At 67.2% G+C, this 16,264-nt stretch carries 18 protein-coding genes; 17 read left to right on the top strand and 1 reads right to left on the bottom strand.

The features are described 5' to 3' along the window. Both KW845_RS18420 and KW845_RS18425 read left to right on the top strand, forming a co-directional pair. Positions 1-1,467: a glutamate synthase subunit beta gene (locus KW845_RS18420; RefSeq protein WP_218370784.1), complete on the top strand. Its 1,467-nt coding sequence runs from the start codon at positions 1-3 to the stop codon at positions 1,465-1,467. Positions 1,468-1,633: 166 nt separating this feature from the next. Then, on the top strand, positions 1,634-2,260 hold the full coding sequence (locus KW845_RS18425; protein WP_218370785.1) for an OmpW family protein: 627 nt from the start codon (positions 1,634-1,636) through the stop codon (positions 2,258-2,260). Here the strand turns inward: KW845_RS18425 and KW845_RS18430 are convergent. Further along, positions 2,257-3,132, bottom strand: coding sequence for a LysR family transcriptional regulator (locus KW845_RS18430; RefSeq protein ID WP_218370786.1), 876 nt, complete (start codon positions 3,130-3,132; stop codon positions 2,257-2,259). The genes KW845_RS18425 and KW845_RS18430 overlap by 4 nt on opposite strands. A gap of 64 nt (positions 3,133-3,196) precedes the next feature. On the opposite strand from KW845_RS18430, the gene KW845_RS18435 reads away from it, so the two are divergent. From KW845_RS18435 to hisB, 15 genes are all read left to right on the top strand, one after another. Beyond that, entirely contained in the window at positions 3,197-4,378 is a 1,182-nt protein-coding gene (locus tag KW845_RS18435) for a YbfB/YjiJ family MFS transporter (RefSeq protein ID WP_218370787.1), read from the top strand. Positions 4,379-4,418: 40 nt separating this feature from the next. After that, a complete protein-coding gene (locus KW845_RS18440; RefSeq protein ID WP_218370788.1) occupies positions 4,419-5,402 on the top strand; it encodes a tripartite tricarboxylate transporter substrate binding protein in 984 nt (327 codons plus the stop codon). A gap of 101 nt (positions 5,403-5,503) precedes the next feature. Then, positions 5,504-6,337 carry an ABC transporter ATP-binding protein gene (locus KW845_RS18445; RefSeq protein WP_218370789.1) on the top strand — a complete coding sequence of 278 codons (834 nt, stop codon included), beginning with the start codon at positions 5,504-5,506 and terminating at the stop codon, positions 6,335-6,337. Next, the gene (gene mlaE / locus KW845_RS18450; RefSeq protein WP_218370790.1) at positions 6,334-7,122 is read left to right on the top strand and encodes a lipid asymmetry maintenance ABC transporter permease subunit MlaE; all 789 of its coding nucleotides are present in this window, start codon (positions 6,334-6,336) and stop codon (positions 7,120-7,122) included. Before KW845_RS18445 ends, mlaE begins: the two co-directional genes overlap by 4 nt. A gap of 12 nt (positions 7,123-7,134) precedes the next feature. Then, entirely contained in the window at positions 7,135-7,611 is a 477-nt protein-coding gene (gene mlaD / locus KW845_RS18455; protein WP_218370791.1) for an outer membrane lipid asymmetry maintenance protein MlaD, read from the top strand. A gap of 107 nt (positions 7,612-7,718) precedes the next feature. Continuing rightward, positions 7,719-8,552 (top strand): VacJ family lipoprotein, encoded by an 834-nt coding sequence (locus KW845_RS18460; RefSeq protein ID WP_218370792.1) that lies wholly within the window; start codon positions 7,719-7,721, stop codon positions 8,550-8,552. Positions 8,553-8,581: 29 nt separating this feature from the next. After that, positions 8,582-9,214, top strand: coding sequence for a phospholipid-binding protein MlaC (locus tag KW845_RS18465; RefSeq protein ID WP_218370793.1), 633 nt, complete (start codon positions 8,582-8,584; stop codon positions 9,212-9,214). Between the two features lie 88 nt (positions 9,215-9,302). Next, positions 9,303-10,115, top strand: a complete 813-nt coding sequence (locus tag KW845_RS18470; RefSeq protein ID WP_218370794.1) for an ABC transporter ATP-binding protein — start codon at positions 9,303-9,305, stop codon at positions 10,113-10,115. Next, positions 10,112-10,924 carry an ABC transporter permease gene (locus KW845_RS18475; protein WP_218370795.1) on the top strand — a complete coding sequence of 271 codons (813 nt, stop codon included), beginning with the start codon at positions 10,112-10,114 and terminating at the stop codon, positions 10,922-10,924. The genes KW845_RS18470 and KW845_RS18475 overlap by 4 nt, the downstream gene beginning before the upstream one ends. 5 nt (positions 10,925-10,929) lie before the next feature. Continuing rightward, complete coding sequence (locus KW845_RS18480) at positions 10,930-11,175, top strand: BolA family protein (RefSeq protein WP_218370796.1); 246 nt, start codon at positions 10,930-10,932, stop codon at positions 11,173-11,175. Beyond that, positions 11,175-12,443, top strand: coding sequence for a UDP-N-acetylglucosamine 1-carboxyvinyltransferase (murA, locus tag KW845_RS18485; RefSeq protein WP_218370797.1), 1,269 nt, complete (start codon positions 11,175-11,177; stop codon positions 12,441-12,443). Before KW845_RS18480 ends, murA begins: the two co-directional genes overlap by 1 nt. Further along, positions 12,440-13,120 carry an ATP phosphoribosyltransferase gene (gene hisG / locus KW845_RS18490; protein WP_218370798.1) on the top strand — a complete coding sequence of 227 codons (681 nt, stop codon included), beginning with the start codon at positions 12,440-12,442 and terminating at the stop codon, positions 13,118-13,120. The genes murA and hisG overlap by 4 nt, the downstream gene beginning before the upstream one ends. 105 nt (positions 13,121-13,225) lie before the next feature. Beyond that, positions 13,226-14,533: a histidinol dehydrogenase gene (gene hisD / locus KW845_RS18495; RefSeq protein WP_218370799.1), complete on the top strand. Its 1,308-nt coding sequence runs from the start codon at positions 13,226-13,228 to the stop codon at positions 14,531-14,533. Further along, a complete protein-coding gene (gene hisC / locus KW845_RS18500; protein ID WP_218370800.1) occupies positions 14,530-15,630 on the top strand; it encodes a histidinol-phosphate transaminase in 1,101 nt (366 codons plus the stop codon). Before hisD ends, hisC begins: the two co-directional genes overlap by 4 nt. 16 nt (positions 15,631-15,646) lie before the next feature. Further along, positions 15,647-16,234 (top strand): imidazoleglycerol-phosphate dehydratase HisB, encoded by a 588-nt coding sequence (hisB, locus tag KW845_RS18505; RefSeq protein WP_218370801.1) that lies wholly within the window; start codon positions 15,647-15,649, stop codon positions 16,232-16,234. Positions 16,235-16,264 lie beyond the last annotated feature (30 nt).

Consider the following 16,264-nt stretch of genomic DNA (forward strand, 5'->3'; position numbering starts at 1 on the left):
ATGGGAAAAATTACCGGCTTTATGGAATTCCAGCGGCTGCAGGAAGCCTCTGAAGCACCGCAGAAGCGCCTGAAGAACTGGCGCGAATTCGTCCTGCACCTGAACGACGAACAGTCCAAGCAGCAGGCCGCCCGCTGCATGGACTGCGGCATCCCGTTCTGCAACAGCGGCTGCCCGGTCAACAACATCATCCCCGACTGGAACGACCTGGTGTACCGCCAGGAATGGCGTGGCGCGCTGGATGTGCTGCATTCCACCAACAACTTCCCCGAGTTCACCGGCCGCATCTGTCCGGCGCCGTGCGAGGCCGCCTGTACCCTTAACATCAACAGCGATGCCGTCGGCATCAAGTCCATCGAGCACGCCATCATCGACAAGGGCTGGGCGGAAGGCTGGGTGGTGCCGCAGATGCCGGCGCGCAAGACCGGCAAGAAAGTCGCCGTGGTGGGTTCCGGCCCGGCCGGCCTGGCGACAGCGCAGCAACTGGCGCGCGCCGGCCATTCAGTAACCGTGTTCGACAAGAGCGACCGCATCGGTGGCCTGTTGCGCTACGGCATTCCCGACTTCAAGCTGGAAAAATCGCAGATCGACCGCCGCATCGCCCAGATGGAAGCCGAAGGCGTCGAATTCGCGCCCTCGACCTACATCGGCAACCCGGCCGACCCGATAGCCGACGGCCTGACGGTGTGCACGCCCGACTCGCTGCTGGCCGATTTCGATGCCGTGGTCATGAGCGGTGGTTCCGAAACCCCGCGCGACCTGCCCGTGCCGGGCCGCGAGCTCGATGGCGTGTATTTCGCCATGGACTTCCTGCGGCAGCAGAACAAGGCCGTGGCCGGCGACCGCCTGACCAAGCAAACCCTGGCCAAGGGCAAGCACGTGGTGGTGATCGGCGGCGGCGACACGGGGTCGGACTGCGTGGGCACCAGCAACCGCCAGGGAGCGGCCTCGGTCACGCAATTCGAACTGATGCCCCAGCCGCCCGAATCGGAAAACAAGCCGCTGGTCTGGCCGTACTGGCCACTGAAGATGCGTACCTCGTCCTCGCACGAAGAAGGTTGCGAGCGCGACTTCGCTGTCACCACCAAGCTGCTCAAGGGCAGCAACGGCAAGATCGAGAAGCTGGTTGGCGCGCGGGTCGAATGGTTCAAGGACGAAGCCACCGGCCAGATGAAGATGCGCGAGGTCGAGGGCTCGGAATTCGAGATCCCCGCCGACCTGGTGCTGCTGGCCATGGGTTTCGTGTCGCCCGTGCAGAACGTGCTGGACGCCTTTGGCGTGGATCGCGATGCGCGCGGTAACGTGCGCGCCAACACCGATGACTACCGCACCAGCGTCGACAAGGTCTTCACGGCCGGCGACATGCGCCGCGGCCAATCGCTGGTGGTCTGGGCCATTCGCGAGGGCCGGCAATGTGCCCGCGCCGTCGACGAATACCTGATGGGTGCCAGCGAACTGCCACGCTGAAGCCGCCGGCATCTATCACCTGCCCCACGCCGGGTTCCTTGGAACCCGGCGCTTTTATTTCCATTTCTAACTAATAACCCTACTGCTGACATGGATCAAGCCAGCCCGCGGGCTGGCCTGCGAACCTTCCAGGTGCCGACATGTGTCGGTTACGGAGAAGAGCCTCATGTCATTACGTACTATCCTGGCCGCCACGCTGTGCGTGGCCGGCCTGGCTGCCGCCCCCGCCTATGCCCACGAGGCGGGCGACTGGCTGTTCAAGCTGGGCGTCACCCAAGTCAATCCCAAGTCCGGCAACGGCAGCGTACTGGGCGGCGCCGTCGACCTCGATATCGACAGCAGTGTGCGCCCCAGCTTTACCATTACCTACATGGCCACGCGGCATGTGGGCATCGAACTGCTGGGCGCCTGGCCCTTCGAGCACGATGTCCGCGGCAGCGGCGGCCTGGGCAAGATCGGCAGCACCAAGCACCTGCCGCCCACCCTCAGCCTGCAATGGCACTTCCTGCCCGACGGCACCGTCCAGCCTTATGTGGGTGTCGGCCTGAACTACACGCACTTCTTCGACACCCAGACGCACGGCGCGCTCAGTGGATCGGACCTGAAGCTGGGCGATTCCTGGGGCCTGGCCGGGCAACTGGGCGTCGACATCAAGCTCAGCGAGCGTTGGTTCATGAACGCCGACCTGCGCTATATCGATATCTCGTCGAAAGTGAAGCTGGACGGCCAGCGTATCGGCACGACCCGCATCGACCCGTGGGTGGCCACCGTGGGCGTGGGGTACCGCTTCTAGCCGGCGACCCGGTCTGGCAGCTCGGCGCGCAGCGCATCGAGCGCGGGCGACTGGTGCCCGCGCCGCCACACCAGCATGGTGCGCGCCCGGGCCAGGGGCAGCGGCAGGGCACACACCCGCAGCGTCGCCCCGGCCTGCAATACGCCCAGCACCGAGCGCGGCACGACGGCCACGCCAGCCCCCGCGGCCACGCAGGCCACGATGGCGTGATACGAGGCAAATTCCATGATACGGCCCGCCGCCACGCTTTCCTGGGCCAGCCAGGCCTCGAGAATGCGCCGGTACGAGCAACCCGTGCTGAAGGCGATCAGGGTGGTATCGCGCAGGTCTTGCGCCCTGGTTACCGGCGCACCTGCCAGGGGCGAAATCAACACCAGGTCTTCGGTGAACGCGGGCACCCCGTCCAGGCCGTCTTCGGCATAGGGCTGGGCCACGAAGGCCGCTTCGATTTCGCCGCTGTGTACCTTGTTGACCAATCCGCCGCTGGTTCCCGATACCAATTCGATGCGCACCTGCGGCCAGGCACCGTGGTAGGCCGCCAGGATGGGTGGCAGCCGGGCTGCGGCCGTGCTTTCCATGGTGCCCACGCGCAACAGGCCGCGCGGTGTTCCGTCGCGCAGCGCCGCCTGGGCCTCGTCGGACAGGCGCAACAGGCGCTCGGCGTAATCGAGCAGCAGGCGGCCCTGGGCCGACAACACCAAGCGGCGGTTCTGGCGCTGGAATAGCGTGGTGCCCAGCCCGGCCTCGAGCTGACGCAGCCGGGTGGATACATTGGACTGCACCCGATTCAAATGCGCGGCGGCGCGCGCGACCCCGCCACGCTCGGCCACGGCCTTGAATATCTGCAGTGCATCCAGGTCCAAGTTTCTCATTTCAAGAATTTCTGTTCTTTATTATTCACTTTTAATGATCATAATACCCGCCTAGACTGGTGTCATGTCAACAGCCTCTATCCCCCGCCCATCCTTGCCTTTGCTTCTGGCCTGGCCCGGCCTGCTTGCCCTGGCGGTAGCCATGGGCATTGGCCGGTTCGCCTTCACGCCGCTGTGGCCGTTGATGGCGCAAGACGCCGGCCTGAGCCTCGCACAGGGCGGCTGGCTGGCCTCGGCCAACTATGCCGGTTACCTGCTGGGCGCACTGGCTGCCGTGGCGTTTCCCATCCGGCGCCTGCGCGCCGGGCTGCTGGGCAGCCTGGCCGCCGCCGGCCTGCTGACCCTGGCCATGGGCCTGCTCGAGGGCATGGCAGCCTGGTTGGCGCTGCGCCTGGCAGCCGGCTACGCCAGTGCCTACACCTTTATCTGTGTGGCCGCCTGGCGCCCCGTGCCGGCCGGCGACCCGCGTGAAGGGCTGGTCATGAACTGGACCTACGCCGGCGTCGGCATGGGTATCGCGGCCAGCGGCCTGGCCTGCCTGGCGCTGATGCAGCACGGCGCCAGTGCCGATACCAGTTGGCAGGCGCTGGGTATGCTGGCGCTGGCGGCCGGTGCCCTGGTGGCCGTCGCCGCGGGGCGTTCGCCCGCCCTGGTGGCCCGGCCGGCACCGATTGCCGATCCCGCCCAGGCCACCCGGGCCGCCACGCAGGGCGAACGCGGCGCGCGATGGCTGGTGCTGCACTATGGAATGTTCGGGCTGGGCTATATCGTGCCAGCCACCTTCCTGCCGGCCATGGCCAAGGCCCAGGTGCCCGATCCCGCCATATTCGGCTGGGTATGGCCCTGCTTCGGCGCGGCGGCGGCCGTATCCTGCCTGCTGGCACCCCGGCTGGCGCGCGGTCGCGACGAGCGCCGCATCTGGCGCGCCGCCCAGTTGATCATGGCGGCCGGCATGGCGGCCCCGGCACTGCTGGACTCGCTGGGGGCGATCGCCCTGGCCGCGCTACTGGTGGGCGGCACATTCGTGGTCATCACCCAGGCCGGCATCCAGGCCGCCCGCCGCGGCGCCGGCGGCAACGCGGCCCGCGCCGCGGCCGCCATGACGGCCGCCTTCGCCCTGGGCCAGATCCTGGGGCCGCTGGCCGCGGCATGGGCCGCCCGCCATGGGATCGGGCTGCCTGCCGTACTGGGCACCAGCGCCGTGCTGCTGGCGGCCAGCGCGCTGGCCATCCCGCAACGGGCATAATGAGCCGGTTCCGCGCAACATCAGAAAGAGGAATCCGCGCATGAAACCGCTACGCCCGCTGCTGGCCGGCCTGCTGGCCGCCGCCGTGGCCGGCCCCCTGCCGGCCCACGCCCAGGATGCCGCCGATTGGCCGTCCAAGCCCATTACCCTGATCGTGCCCTACGCGCCGGGCGGCTTCGCCGACACGCGCGTACGGCTACTGGCGCGCAAACTGGCCGATTCGCTGAAGCAGACGGTGGTGGTCGAGAACAAGGCCGGCGCCGGCGGCGTGATAGGCACCAACCTGATCGCCAAGGCCGCCCCCGACGGCTACACCATCGGTACCGGCAATCTGGCCCCGATGGCCGTCAATCCCACCCTGATGCCGGACATTCCCTACCAGGCCGCCCAAGACCTGGCACCGATCATCCTGATCGAGAACAGTCCGCTGGTACTGAGCGTGAACAACTCGCTGCCGGTAAAGAACCTGCAAGAACTGATCGCCCTGGCCAAGAAAGAACCCGGCAAGCTGACGTTCGGCTCGTCCGGCGTGGGCGGGGCGCACCACCTGTCGGGCGAAATGTTCCGCGAACAGGCAGGCATCGACATCGTCCACGTTCCGTACAAGGGCGGCAGCCTGGCGGCCACGGACCTGATGGGCGGCCATATCTCGATGATGTTTGAAATGGGCTATTCGGCGCTGCCGGCCATCCGCGGCCAGAAAGTGCACCCCATTGCCGTCACCTCGTCCAAGCGCCTGGCCGTGCTGCCCGACGTGCCCACCCTGGCCGAGGCCGGCCTGCCCGGCTTCGAGTCGTACAACTGGCAGGGCATCGTGGCGCCGGCCGGCACCCCCGCCCCCATCATCGCCAAGCTGAACAGCGAGTTCAACCGCATCCTGCAAGATCCCGAGGTGCAGAAGGCCATAGCCGACACAGGCAGCCAGGCGGGGGGCGGCGCTCCGGAAGAATTCGGGGCCTTCATCGCCAGTGAAACCGACAAATGGGCGCAAGTGATCAAAAAAGGCAACATAACGCTGCAATAACGTCACGATCGGACACATCAGCGACGACACAAGGGCACGATACAATGGCCGTCCCTGCCCGGGGTCTGCCCTTTGCGACCCCGGCTCCATTTTCATTGCCTATGCCCGAAAACACTGCCAGCAGCTCGGACCTTGCCTTGTCTCTCGACGGGGTGGCGCTTGGCTATGGCGATTTCACGGTATTGCAAGACATCAGCATGGCCGTCAAACCGGGCCAGGTCGTGGCCGTCATGGGCGGCTCGGGCTCGGGCAAGACCACGCTGCTGCGTGCGGCCACCGGCCAGTTGCGGGCCCTGCGCGGGCAAGTGCGGGCCTTTGGCGCTGATGTCGGCCAGGCCAGGGGCGACAGCCTGCAGGCATTGCGCAAGCGCATGGGCGTGCTGTTCCAGCAGGGCGCGCTGTTCACCGACCTGAACGTCTTCGAAAACGTCGCCTTCCCCCTGCGCGAACACACTCGCCTGACCGAAGCCGAAGTCACCGAACGGGTGCTCGACAAGCTCGATGCGGTTGGCCTGCGCGCCGCTGCGCACCTGCGGGTGGCCGAGATCTCAGGAGGCATGGCGCGGCGCGTGGCGCTGGCGCGCGCCGTGGTGCTGGAACCCGAACTCATTCTGTACGACGAACCCTTCGCCGGACTGGACCCGATCTCGATGGGCATCACCGCCCGCCTGATCCGCGACCTGGCCGACCGCCTGCATTGCGCATCGGTGCTGATCACGCACGATGTACAAGAATCTTTCGCGATCGCCGATCAGGTCTACCTGGTGGGGCAGGGCCGGCTGGTAGCCGCCGGCACGCCGCAAACGCTGGCCGACTCGCAAGACCCTTACGTCAAGCAGTTCCTGCGCGGCGAGCCCGACGGTCCGGTGGCCTTCCAGTATCCCGACACCCCCGCCTTCCAGGCCTGGCTGGCCCGACAAGGACGCAAAGCATGACCGGGCCGACGCAAGCGCTGGGCGCATTGGGCCGCTGGGTGCTCACCCAGGTCAGCGGCGTGGGCTTCTTCACCCGTTTCCTGGGTGGCCTGCTGGCGCGCAGCGGCATCGCCGTATCGCGCCCCCGGCTGGTATCCCAGCAGGTGCACTTCATCGGCAACTATTCGCTGCTGATCATCATCGTTTCCGGCATGTTCGTGGGTTTCGTGCTGGGACTGCAGGGCTACTACACCCTGAACCGCTACGGGTCCGAAGAGGCCCTGGGCCTGCTGGTGGCCTTGTCGCTGGTGCGCGAACTGGGTCCGGTGGTCACGGCCTTGCTGTTCGCCGGGCGTGCCGGCACCTCGCTCACCGCCGAGATCGGGCTGATGAAAGCGGGCGAACAACTGGCCGCCATGGAAGTCATGGCGGTCGACCCCATGCGACGCGTGCTGGTGCCGCGCTTCTGGGGCGGCATCATCGCCATGCCGGTGCTGGCCGCCGTGTTCTCCATGGTCGGCATCCTGGGCGGCTGGGTGGTGGGCGTGCTGCTCATCGGCGTCGACGCCGGCGCTTTCTGGTCGCAAATGCAAAGCGGCGTGGATGTCTGGGACGACGTCGCCAACGGCGTCCTGAAAAGTCTGGTGTTCGGCGTTACCGTGACCCTGGTCGCGCTGTACGAGGGCTGGCAGGCGCGGCCCACGCCCGAGGGCGTGGCGCGCGCTACCACGCGCACCGTGGTGGTGGGCTCGCTGGCGGTGCTGGGCCTCGATTTCCTACTTACCGCCCTGATGTTTGGCAATTGATACGGATTCATCATGTCACGTGAAAAAACCGATTTCTGGGTAGGGCTCTTCGTGCTGCTGGGCGCTGCCGCGCTGGTCTTCCTGGCCCTGCGGGCAGGCAACCTCAGCAGCTTTTCGTTTGCGCCCACCTACACCCTGACGGCCAACTTCGACAACATCGGCGGCCTGAAGGCGCGCGCCCCGGTCAAGAGCGCCGGCGTGGTGGTGGGCCGGGTCGGCAACATCAGCTTCGACGACAAGGTCTTCCAGGCGGTCGTCACGCTGAACCTGGAAGAGGGTTACCAATTCCCCAAGGATTCGTCCGCCTCCATCCTGACCTCGGGCTTGCTGGGCGAACAATACGTGGGGCTGTCGGCCGGCAGCGAAGAACAGAACTTCGCCGATGGCGCCAAGATCACCTATACACAGAGCGCCGTCGTGCTGGAACAACTGATCAGCCAGTTCCTGTACGGTACGGCCGAAAAACAGGGCTCGACACCGGGGAATTGAAGCTTTTCCCCGCCGTGCCATCCATAATTCCCCGTTGCCGCGCCTGACTGCCGCACCCGGCGCACCGAGAACCGACCCGAACCCTTACACCGGGGCCCCGTCCGATCATGAATACGACAACTTCCGCCCGCTTTGCTTTCGCCCTGGCCATATGCGCCCTGACGGCGGGCTGCGCCACTCCTGGCGAGCCCGACCCGCGCGACCCCTGGGAAGGCTTCAATCGCGGCGTGTACAAGTTCAACGACACGGTCGACCGGGCGCTGCTCAAGCCGGTGGCGCAGGCCTACACCTACGTCACCCCGCAACCGGTGCGCAGTTGCGTGCACAACATGTTCAGCAACGTAGGCGACCTCTGGGGCGCTGCCAACAGCTTCCTGCAGGGCCGCGGCCACGACTTCGTCAACACCCTGGGCCGCTTCCTGTTCAACACCACCATGGGCATAGGCGGCTGCTTCGACGTCGCCTCGACCACCGGTGCGCGCAAGATCCCCAACGACTTCGGCACGACGCTGGGCGTATGGGGCTTTGGCCAGGGGCCGTACCTGGTGCTGCCGCTGCTCGGCGCCAGCTCGGTGCGCGACGGCGTCGGCCTGATCGGCGATTGGCAGGGCGGTATGGTCACCTATTCCAACCCGGGCGCTATCGAAAACACCCGGTGGCGCAATTCGCTGTGGGGCCTGGACATCGTCGACACCCGCGCCAGCCTGCTCGACACCACCGACATGGTCGACCGGGTGGCGCTCGACCCCTACAGCTTCGTGCGCGATGCCTACCTGCAGCGCCGGGCGGCGATGGTACGCGGCACCGCCACCGGCGACGACAGCCTGCCCGACTACAGTGACGATGACGCAGCGGCGCCCGCGCCTGCACCTGCGCCCGCCCCTGCGTCGGCTCCGGCCCAACCGGCCGTTCCCGCGCCCAAGGCCGCGCCCACGCCGTAATGGCGCGCCGCCCCCCTCAAGGAGTTTTCATGCGGTTTCCTGTCTATTCCCTGTTGCAGCGCCTGTTCCTTGCCGGCGTGCTCGGCTTGCTGGCCGCCACCGCTGCCCACGCCAAGCCCGACCCCCATGGCGCCCCCGACAAGTTCGTGCTGGACGCGGCCAACGAGGCCCTGAATGCGCTCAAGGCCGACAGCCAGTTGCGCTCGGGCGACCTGGCGCGCGTCAACCAGGCGGTCGACACCTACATCCTGCCCTACGTCAACTTCCGCAAGACCACCCAGCTGGCCGCGGGCCGTTTCTGGCGCCAGGCCACCCCCGAACAGCAAACCGCGCTGGCCGACGCCTTCCGCGGCACACTGATCCGCACCTACAGCGGCGCCCTGACCGGGGTCACGCAGGCCACCACGATCAAGCTGCTGCCGTTTCGCGGCGACGCCAACGCCGACGACGTGGTGGTGCGCAGCCTCATCACGCAGGCCAACGGCCAACCGGTGGGCGTGGATTACCGGCTTGAAAAAGACCCCCAGCAGGGCTGGCGCATCTACGACATGAACGTCGAAGGCATCTGGCTGATCCAGAACTACCGCAACCAGTTCGCCCAGCAGATCAACCAGTCGGGTATCGACGGCCTGATCAAGGCCCTGAACCAGCGCAACCAGTAGGCCGGGCGCCGGCCGCGGCCCGCCTGGGCCGCGGGCTGCCATTTATAATGGGCGATTCGCTCTTTTCCAGGGCTATCTCGCCGCTGCCATGTCCGCCGTCAGTCTAGAACACGTCTCCAAGATTTATCCGCCGCGCTCGCCTGGCTGGAAAAAACTGCTTGGGCATACCGCCGGCCCCGGTTTCCAGGCCTTGAACGACGTCAGCCTGAATATCGAGCCCGGCGAATTCTTCGGCCTGCTGGGCCCCAACGGTGCCGGCAAGACCACCCTGATTTCCATCCTGGCGGGCCTGGCGCGCGCCACCAGCGGCCGCGCCAGCGTGTGCGGCTACGACGTCACCACCGACTACAAGGCCGCCCGCCGCGCCCTGGGCGTCGTGCCGCAAGAGCTGGTCTACGACCCGTTCTTCACCGTACGCGAAACCCTGCGTATCCAGTCGGGTTATTTCGGCCTGCGCAAGAACGACGACTGGATCGACGAGATCCTGTTCAACCTGGGATTGGCCGACAAGGCCAACGCCAACATGCGCGCGCTGTCGGGCGGCATGAAGCGGCGCGTGCTGGTCGCCCAGGCCCTGGTGCACAGCCCGCCCGTCATCGTGCTCGACGAACCCACCGCGGGCGTCGATGTCGACCTGCGCCGCACGCTGTGGGAATTCATCTCGCGGCTGAACAAGGCCGGCCACACCATCATGCTGACCACGCACTACCTGGAAGAAGCCGAAGCGCTGTGCGGGCGCATCGCCATGCTCAAGAGCGGCCGCATCGTGGCGCTGGACACCACGCAGGCGCTGCTGGCGCGCGTGGGCGGCGTCGACCTGGAAGACGCCTTCGTGCGCATCATGCACCACGACGACCTGCCCCCCGTGGCCGACCTGGAACCCGAAGAGATCGCCTCGTGACCCCGCCACTTACCCCCGTCGCGCAGCCACTGGTGCAGCCTCGCCTGGACGCGGGCTCGGGCTTTCCCACCTTGTTGCGCAAAGAATTGCTGCGCTTCTGGAAAGTCGCGTTCCAGACCATCGCAGCGCCGGTGGTCACCGCCTTGCTGTACTTGCTGGTGTTCGCCCAGGTGCTCGAAGGACGCGTCATGGTCTATGGCACGGTGCCGTATACCGCGTTCCTGATCCCCGGGCTGATGATGATGAGCATGCTGCAGAATTCCTTTGCCAACCCGTCGTCGTCGCTGATCCAAAGCCGTATCACGGGCAACCTGGTGTTCGTGTTGCTGCCGCCGCTATCGCACCGCGAGATCTTCTCGGCCTACCTGCTGGCGGCCATCGTGCGCGGGCTGGCCGTGGGCGCCTGTGTGTGGCTGGTGGCCGTGTGCTTCACGCCGCTGCCGCCCGCGCATCTGGCCTGGATCGTGGCATTCGCCATCCTGGCCTGCGGCATCATGGGCACGCTGGGCCTGATCGCGGGCCTGTGGTCCGAAAAATTCGACCAGCTGGCGGTCTTCCAGAACTTCGTGATCATGCCGGCCACATTCTTGTCCGGCGTGTTCTATTCCATTCACACGCTGCCGCCGTTCTGGCAGGCGGTGTCGCACTGGAACCCCATCTTCTACACGATCGATGGCTTTCGCTACGGCTTCTTCTCCGTGTCGGATGTCTCGCCGTGGCGCAGCCTGGCCGTCGTGTCCGGGGTATTCGCCGTGCTGGCGATCACCGCGATGCGACTGCTGGCCAGCGGCTACAAACTCAGGAACTGATGTCCATGCTACCCACCCCCGAGCAGGTCCGCCAATACATAGCCGACGGCCTGCCCTGCGACCACCTCGACGTGCAAGGCGACGGCTCGCACTTCGATGCAGTCATCGTCAGCCCGGCCTTCGAGGGCAAGCGCCTGATCGCGCGCCACCAACTGGTGTATGCCGCGCTGGGCGACCGCATGAAAGCCGAAATCCATGCGCTGTCGATGCGCACGCTGACCCCCGACGAATACGCCAAGGCGGGCAACTGATGGACAAGCTACGCATCACCGGCGGCGCGCCACTGCGCGGCGAAGTCGCTATCTCGGGGGCCAAGAACTCGGCCCTGCCCATCCTGTGCGCCGGGCTGCTCAGCGCCGACCCCGTGGTACTGGCCAACGTGCCCGACCTGAACGACACCGCTACCATGCTGCGCCTGCTCGCGCGCATGGGCGTGAAGGCCGAGCGCGGCGCCGATGGCATCGTCACCCTGCAGGCCGACCAGGTCGACAACCTGGAAGCGCCCTATGACCTCGTCAAGACCATGCGCGCCTCCATCCTGGTGCTGGGGCCGCTGCTGGCGCGTTTCGGCCAGGCGCGCGTCAGCCTGCCGGGCGGCTGCACCATCGGCCAACGCCCGGTCGATCAGCACATCAAGGGCATGGCCGCCCTGGGCGCCGACATCCGCATCGAGCACGGCTTCGTTGTGGCGCAGGCATCGCGCCTGAAAGGCGCCTCGATCCGCACCAACATGGTCACCGTCACCGGCACCGAGAACCTGCTGATGGCCGCCGTGCTGGCCGAAGGCCAGACCGTGCTCGAGAACGCCGCCCGCGAACCCGAGATCGTCGACCTGGCCGAACTGCTCATCAAGATGGGTGCCCGCATCCGCGGCCATGGCACCGACCGCATCGTCATCGACGGCGTAGCCAGCCTGCATGGCGCCGAGCACAGCGTCATCCCCGACCGCATCGAGGCCGGCACGTTCCTGTGCGCCGTAGGCGCGGCGGGCGGCGACATCACGCTGCGCAACGCCTCTGCCGACACCCTGGGCGCCACGATCGACAAGCTGGTCGAGGCGGGCCTTACCATTGAAACCGGCCCCGACTGGATCCGTGGCGCCATGCAAGGCCGGCCGCGCGCCGTGGGCGTACGCACCCACGAATACCCCGGCTTCGCCACCGACATGCAGGCCCAGCTGATGGCCCTGGACACCGTCGCGGAAGGCACGGCCGTCATCGTCGAGAACATTTTCGAAAACCGCTACATGCACGTGCAGGAACTGCGCCGCATGGGCGCCGACATCGACATCGACGGCCACACCGCCGTCGTGCGCGGCGTGGCGCGCCTATCGGGCGCCGCCGTCATGGCCACCGACCTGCGCGCCTCGGCCAGCCTGGTCATTGCCGGCCTGGCCGCCGAAGGCCAGACCCAGGTCGACCGCATCTATCACCTGGATCGCGGTTACGACAAAATGGAAGTCAAACTGCGCGCCCTGGGCGCCGACATCCAGCGCCTGACCGGCAAGGAATCTGCATGAGCTCCGTACCCGCCGCGCCCATCACCCTGGCGCTGTCCAAGGGCCGCATCTTCGAAGAAACCCTGCCGCTGCTGGCCCAGGCCGGCATCGAGGTCGCCGAAAACCCCGAGACCTCGCGCAAGCTGATCCTGCCCACCAGCGATCCGGGGCTGCGGCTGATCATCGTGCGCGCCTCCGATGTGCCCACCTATGTGCAGTACGGCGCCGCCGACCTGGGCATTGCCGGCAAAGATGTCCTGATCGAGCACGCCGCCCAGCAACCCGGCGGCTTGTACCAGCCCATCGACCTCGATATCGCCAAGTGCCGGCTATGCGTGGCGGTGCGCAACGGCTTCGACTACCAGGCGGCGGTGCACCAGGGCGCGCGCCTGCGCGTAGCCACCAAATATGTGCAGTCGGCGCGCGAGCACTTCGCCGCCAAGGGCATGTACGTCGACATCATCAAGCTGTACGGCTCGATGGAACTGGCCCCCCTGGTCGGGCTGGCCGATTGCATCGTCGACCTGGTGTCCTCGGGCGGCACGCTGCGCGCCAACGACCTGGTCGCCGTGGAAGACATCATGGCCATTTCGTCGCGCCTGATCGTCAACCAGGCCTCGCTCAAGACCCGCGGCGCCCGTTTGCAGCCCCTGCTCGACGCATTCCAGCGGGCCGCCCAAGGAACCACGCCGGCCTGACGGCCGGCGCGGGCCCGTGCCCGCTTACACTATGTCTTTGCCTGTGGCGGCGGCCACCCGCAACAACACCGCCGCGGGCGCATTTTCCTGCTTTTCCGTGATGCCATGGCTGCCCTGATCAACCGCCTCGACTCCCGCCAACCGGATTTTGCTTCCGCGCTGTCCAAGCTGCTGGCCTTCGAGGCCACCGAAGACGAATCCATCGACCGCGCCGCCGCCGGCATCCTGGCCGACGTGCGCAGCCGCGGCGACGCCGCGCTGCTGGAATACACCCAGCGCTTCGATCGCGTGGCAGCCACCACGGCCGAAGCGCTTGAAATTCCCAAGGCCGACTGGCATGCGGCGCTGGCCACGCTGCCAGCGGCCCAGCGCAATGCGCTGGAAACCGCCGCCGACCGGGTACGCGCCTATCACGAGCACCAGCGCGGCGAAACCTGGACCTACACCGACGCCGAAGGCAACCTGCTGGGCCAGCAAATCACGCCGCTGGACCGTGTGGGCCTGTACGTGCCCGGCGGCAAGGCCGCCTATCCGTCATCGGTGCTGATGAACGCCATCCCGGCCAAGGTGGCCGGCGTGCCCGAGCTCATCATGGTCACCCCCACCCCCGACGGCGCGCGCAACCCCATGGTGCTGGCTGCCGCCGCCATCGCGGGCGTCGACCGCGCCTTCGCAGTCGGCGGCGCGCAAGCAATCGGCGCGCTGGCGTACGGCACGGCCACCGTGCCGGCGGTAGACAAGATCGTCGGCCCGGGCAATGCCTACGTGGCCGCCGCCAAGCGGCGGGTATTCGGCACGGTGGGCATCGACATGATCGCCGGCCCCAGCGAAATCCTGGTCATCTGCGACGGCAAGACCCCGGCCGACTGGATCGCCATGGACCTGTTTTCCCAGGCCGAGCACGACGAGCTGGCGCAGTCCATCCTGCTATGCCCCGACGCCGCCTTCATCGACGAGGTCGAGGCCGCCATCGCCCGCCTGCTGCCCACCATGCCGCGCGCCGACATCCTGCGCGTCAGCCTGGCCAACCGTGGTGCGCTGATCCTGGTGCGCGACCTGGAAGAGGCCTGCGCCATCGCCAACGACATCGCCCCCGAACACCTGGAAATCTCCACCGAGCAGCCCGAACACTGGACCGCCCGCATCCGCCACGCCGGCGCCATCTTCATGGGCCGGTTCAGCTCGGAATCGCTGGGCGACTACTGCGCCGGCCCCAACCACGTGCTGCCCACCTCGCGCACGGCGCGCTTTTCGTCGCCGCTGGGCGTATACGACTTCCAGAAGCGTTCCAGCCTGATCCAGGTATCGCGGCAGGGCGCCCAGACCCTGGGCCGCATCGCCGCCGAACTGGCGCTGGGCGAAGGCCTGCCGGCGCACGCCGCCAGCGCGCAGTACCGGCTGGACCCTCCATGAACACGCCCGCCGTGGCCGATCGCATCGCCGCTACGGTCCGGGCCGACATCCGCGCGTTGACGGCCTATCCCGTGCCGCCGGCCGCCGATGGCATCAAGCTCGATGCCATGGAATGCCCCTACGCGCTGCCCGAGGCCGTACGCGACGACATCGCCCGCGCAGTGCGCGACACCGCGCTCAACCGCTATCCGCCAGGCGATACCGGCCCGCTGGCCGACGACGTACGCCGTGCCTTCGGCATTCCGGCCCAGGCCGGCCTGTTGTTCGGCAACGGCTCGGACGAACTCATCCACCTGATCGTGCAGGCCTGTTGCCAGCCCGGCGACGCGGTATTGTCGCCGTGGCCATCGTTTGTGTACTTCGACATGGCGGCGCGCTTCGACCATGCCCGCTTCGTGGGCGTGCCGCTGGCCGCGGACCTGCAGCTCGACCTGCCCGCCATGCTGGACGCCATCGGGCGCCATCGCCCCAAGGTGATCTTCCTGGCGCTGCCCAACAACCCCACGGGCGGCCTGTGGCCCGACGAAGCCGTCCAGGCCATCCTGGATGCGGCGCCCGGGCTGGTGGTACTGGACGAGGCCTACCAGCCCTTCGCCGGCCACACCTGGATGCCGCGCCTGCCGTCGCTGCCACACGCGGTAGTGCTGCGCACCGTGTCCAAGATCGGCCTGGCCGGCCTGCGCTTCGGCTACCTGGCGGGCCACCCCGACTGGATCGCGCAATTCGACAAGGTGCGCCCGCCCTACAACCTGAACGTGCTGACCCAGGCCGCCCTGCGCGCGGTGCTGCGCCACAAGCCGGTGCTCGACGAGCAGGCCGCGCGGCTGCGCGCCGACCGCGAACCCCTGGCCTGCGGGCTGGCGGCCCTGCCTGGGGTTACGGCGTACCCCAGCGCCGGCAATTTCGTACTTGCACGCTTTTCCGGCAAGCCGGGCGGCAACGCCGTGCATCTTGCCCTGAAAACGCGCAAAATACTGGTCAGGAACTTCTCGGGCGCCCACCCGCTGCTGGCCGACTGCCTGCGCATCTCGGTGGGCACACCAGAAGAAAACCGCGCATTGCTGTGTGCCCTGCAAGACATTCTCAGCTCCAACTAGGCTCGCCTCCCTTTTTATGCGTACCGCCGAAATCACCCGCAACACCAACGAAACGCGCATCCGCGTGGCCGTCAACCTCGACGGCACCGGCAAGCAGACGCTCGACACCGGCGTGCCGTTCCTGGACCACATGCTCGACCAGATCGCCCGGCATGGCCTGATCGACCTCGATATCAAGGCCGAAGGCGACTTGCACATCGATGCCCACCACACTGTCGAAGACGTGGGCATCACCCTGGGCATGGCCATTGCCAAGGCCGTGGGCGACAAGGCCGGCCTGCGCCGCTACGGGCACGCCTACGTGCCGCTCGACGAAGCGCTGTCGCGCGTGGTCATCGATTTCTCGGGACGCCCGGGCCTGCAATATCACATCCCGTTCACCCGCGCGCGCATCGGTGACTTCGACGTCGACCTTGCCCGCGAGTTCTTCCAGGGGCTGGTCAACCACGCCCTGGTCACCCTGCACATCGACAATCTGCGCGGCGTCAACGCCCACCACCAGTGCGAAACCGTCTTCAAGGCCTTCGGCCGCGCGCTGCGCATGGCCCTTGAAGTCGACCCGCGCATGGGTGGCGTGGTGCCGTCCACCAAAGGCGTGCTCTAGGGCCTGTCTACAGGCCCCAGCCCCCACACC

Source organism: Bordetella sp. BOR01, assembly GCF_019218885.1.
Lineage (GTDB): Bacteria > Pseudomonadota > Gammaproteobacteria > Burkholderiales > Burkholderiaceae_B > Bordetella_A.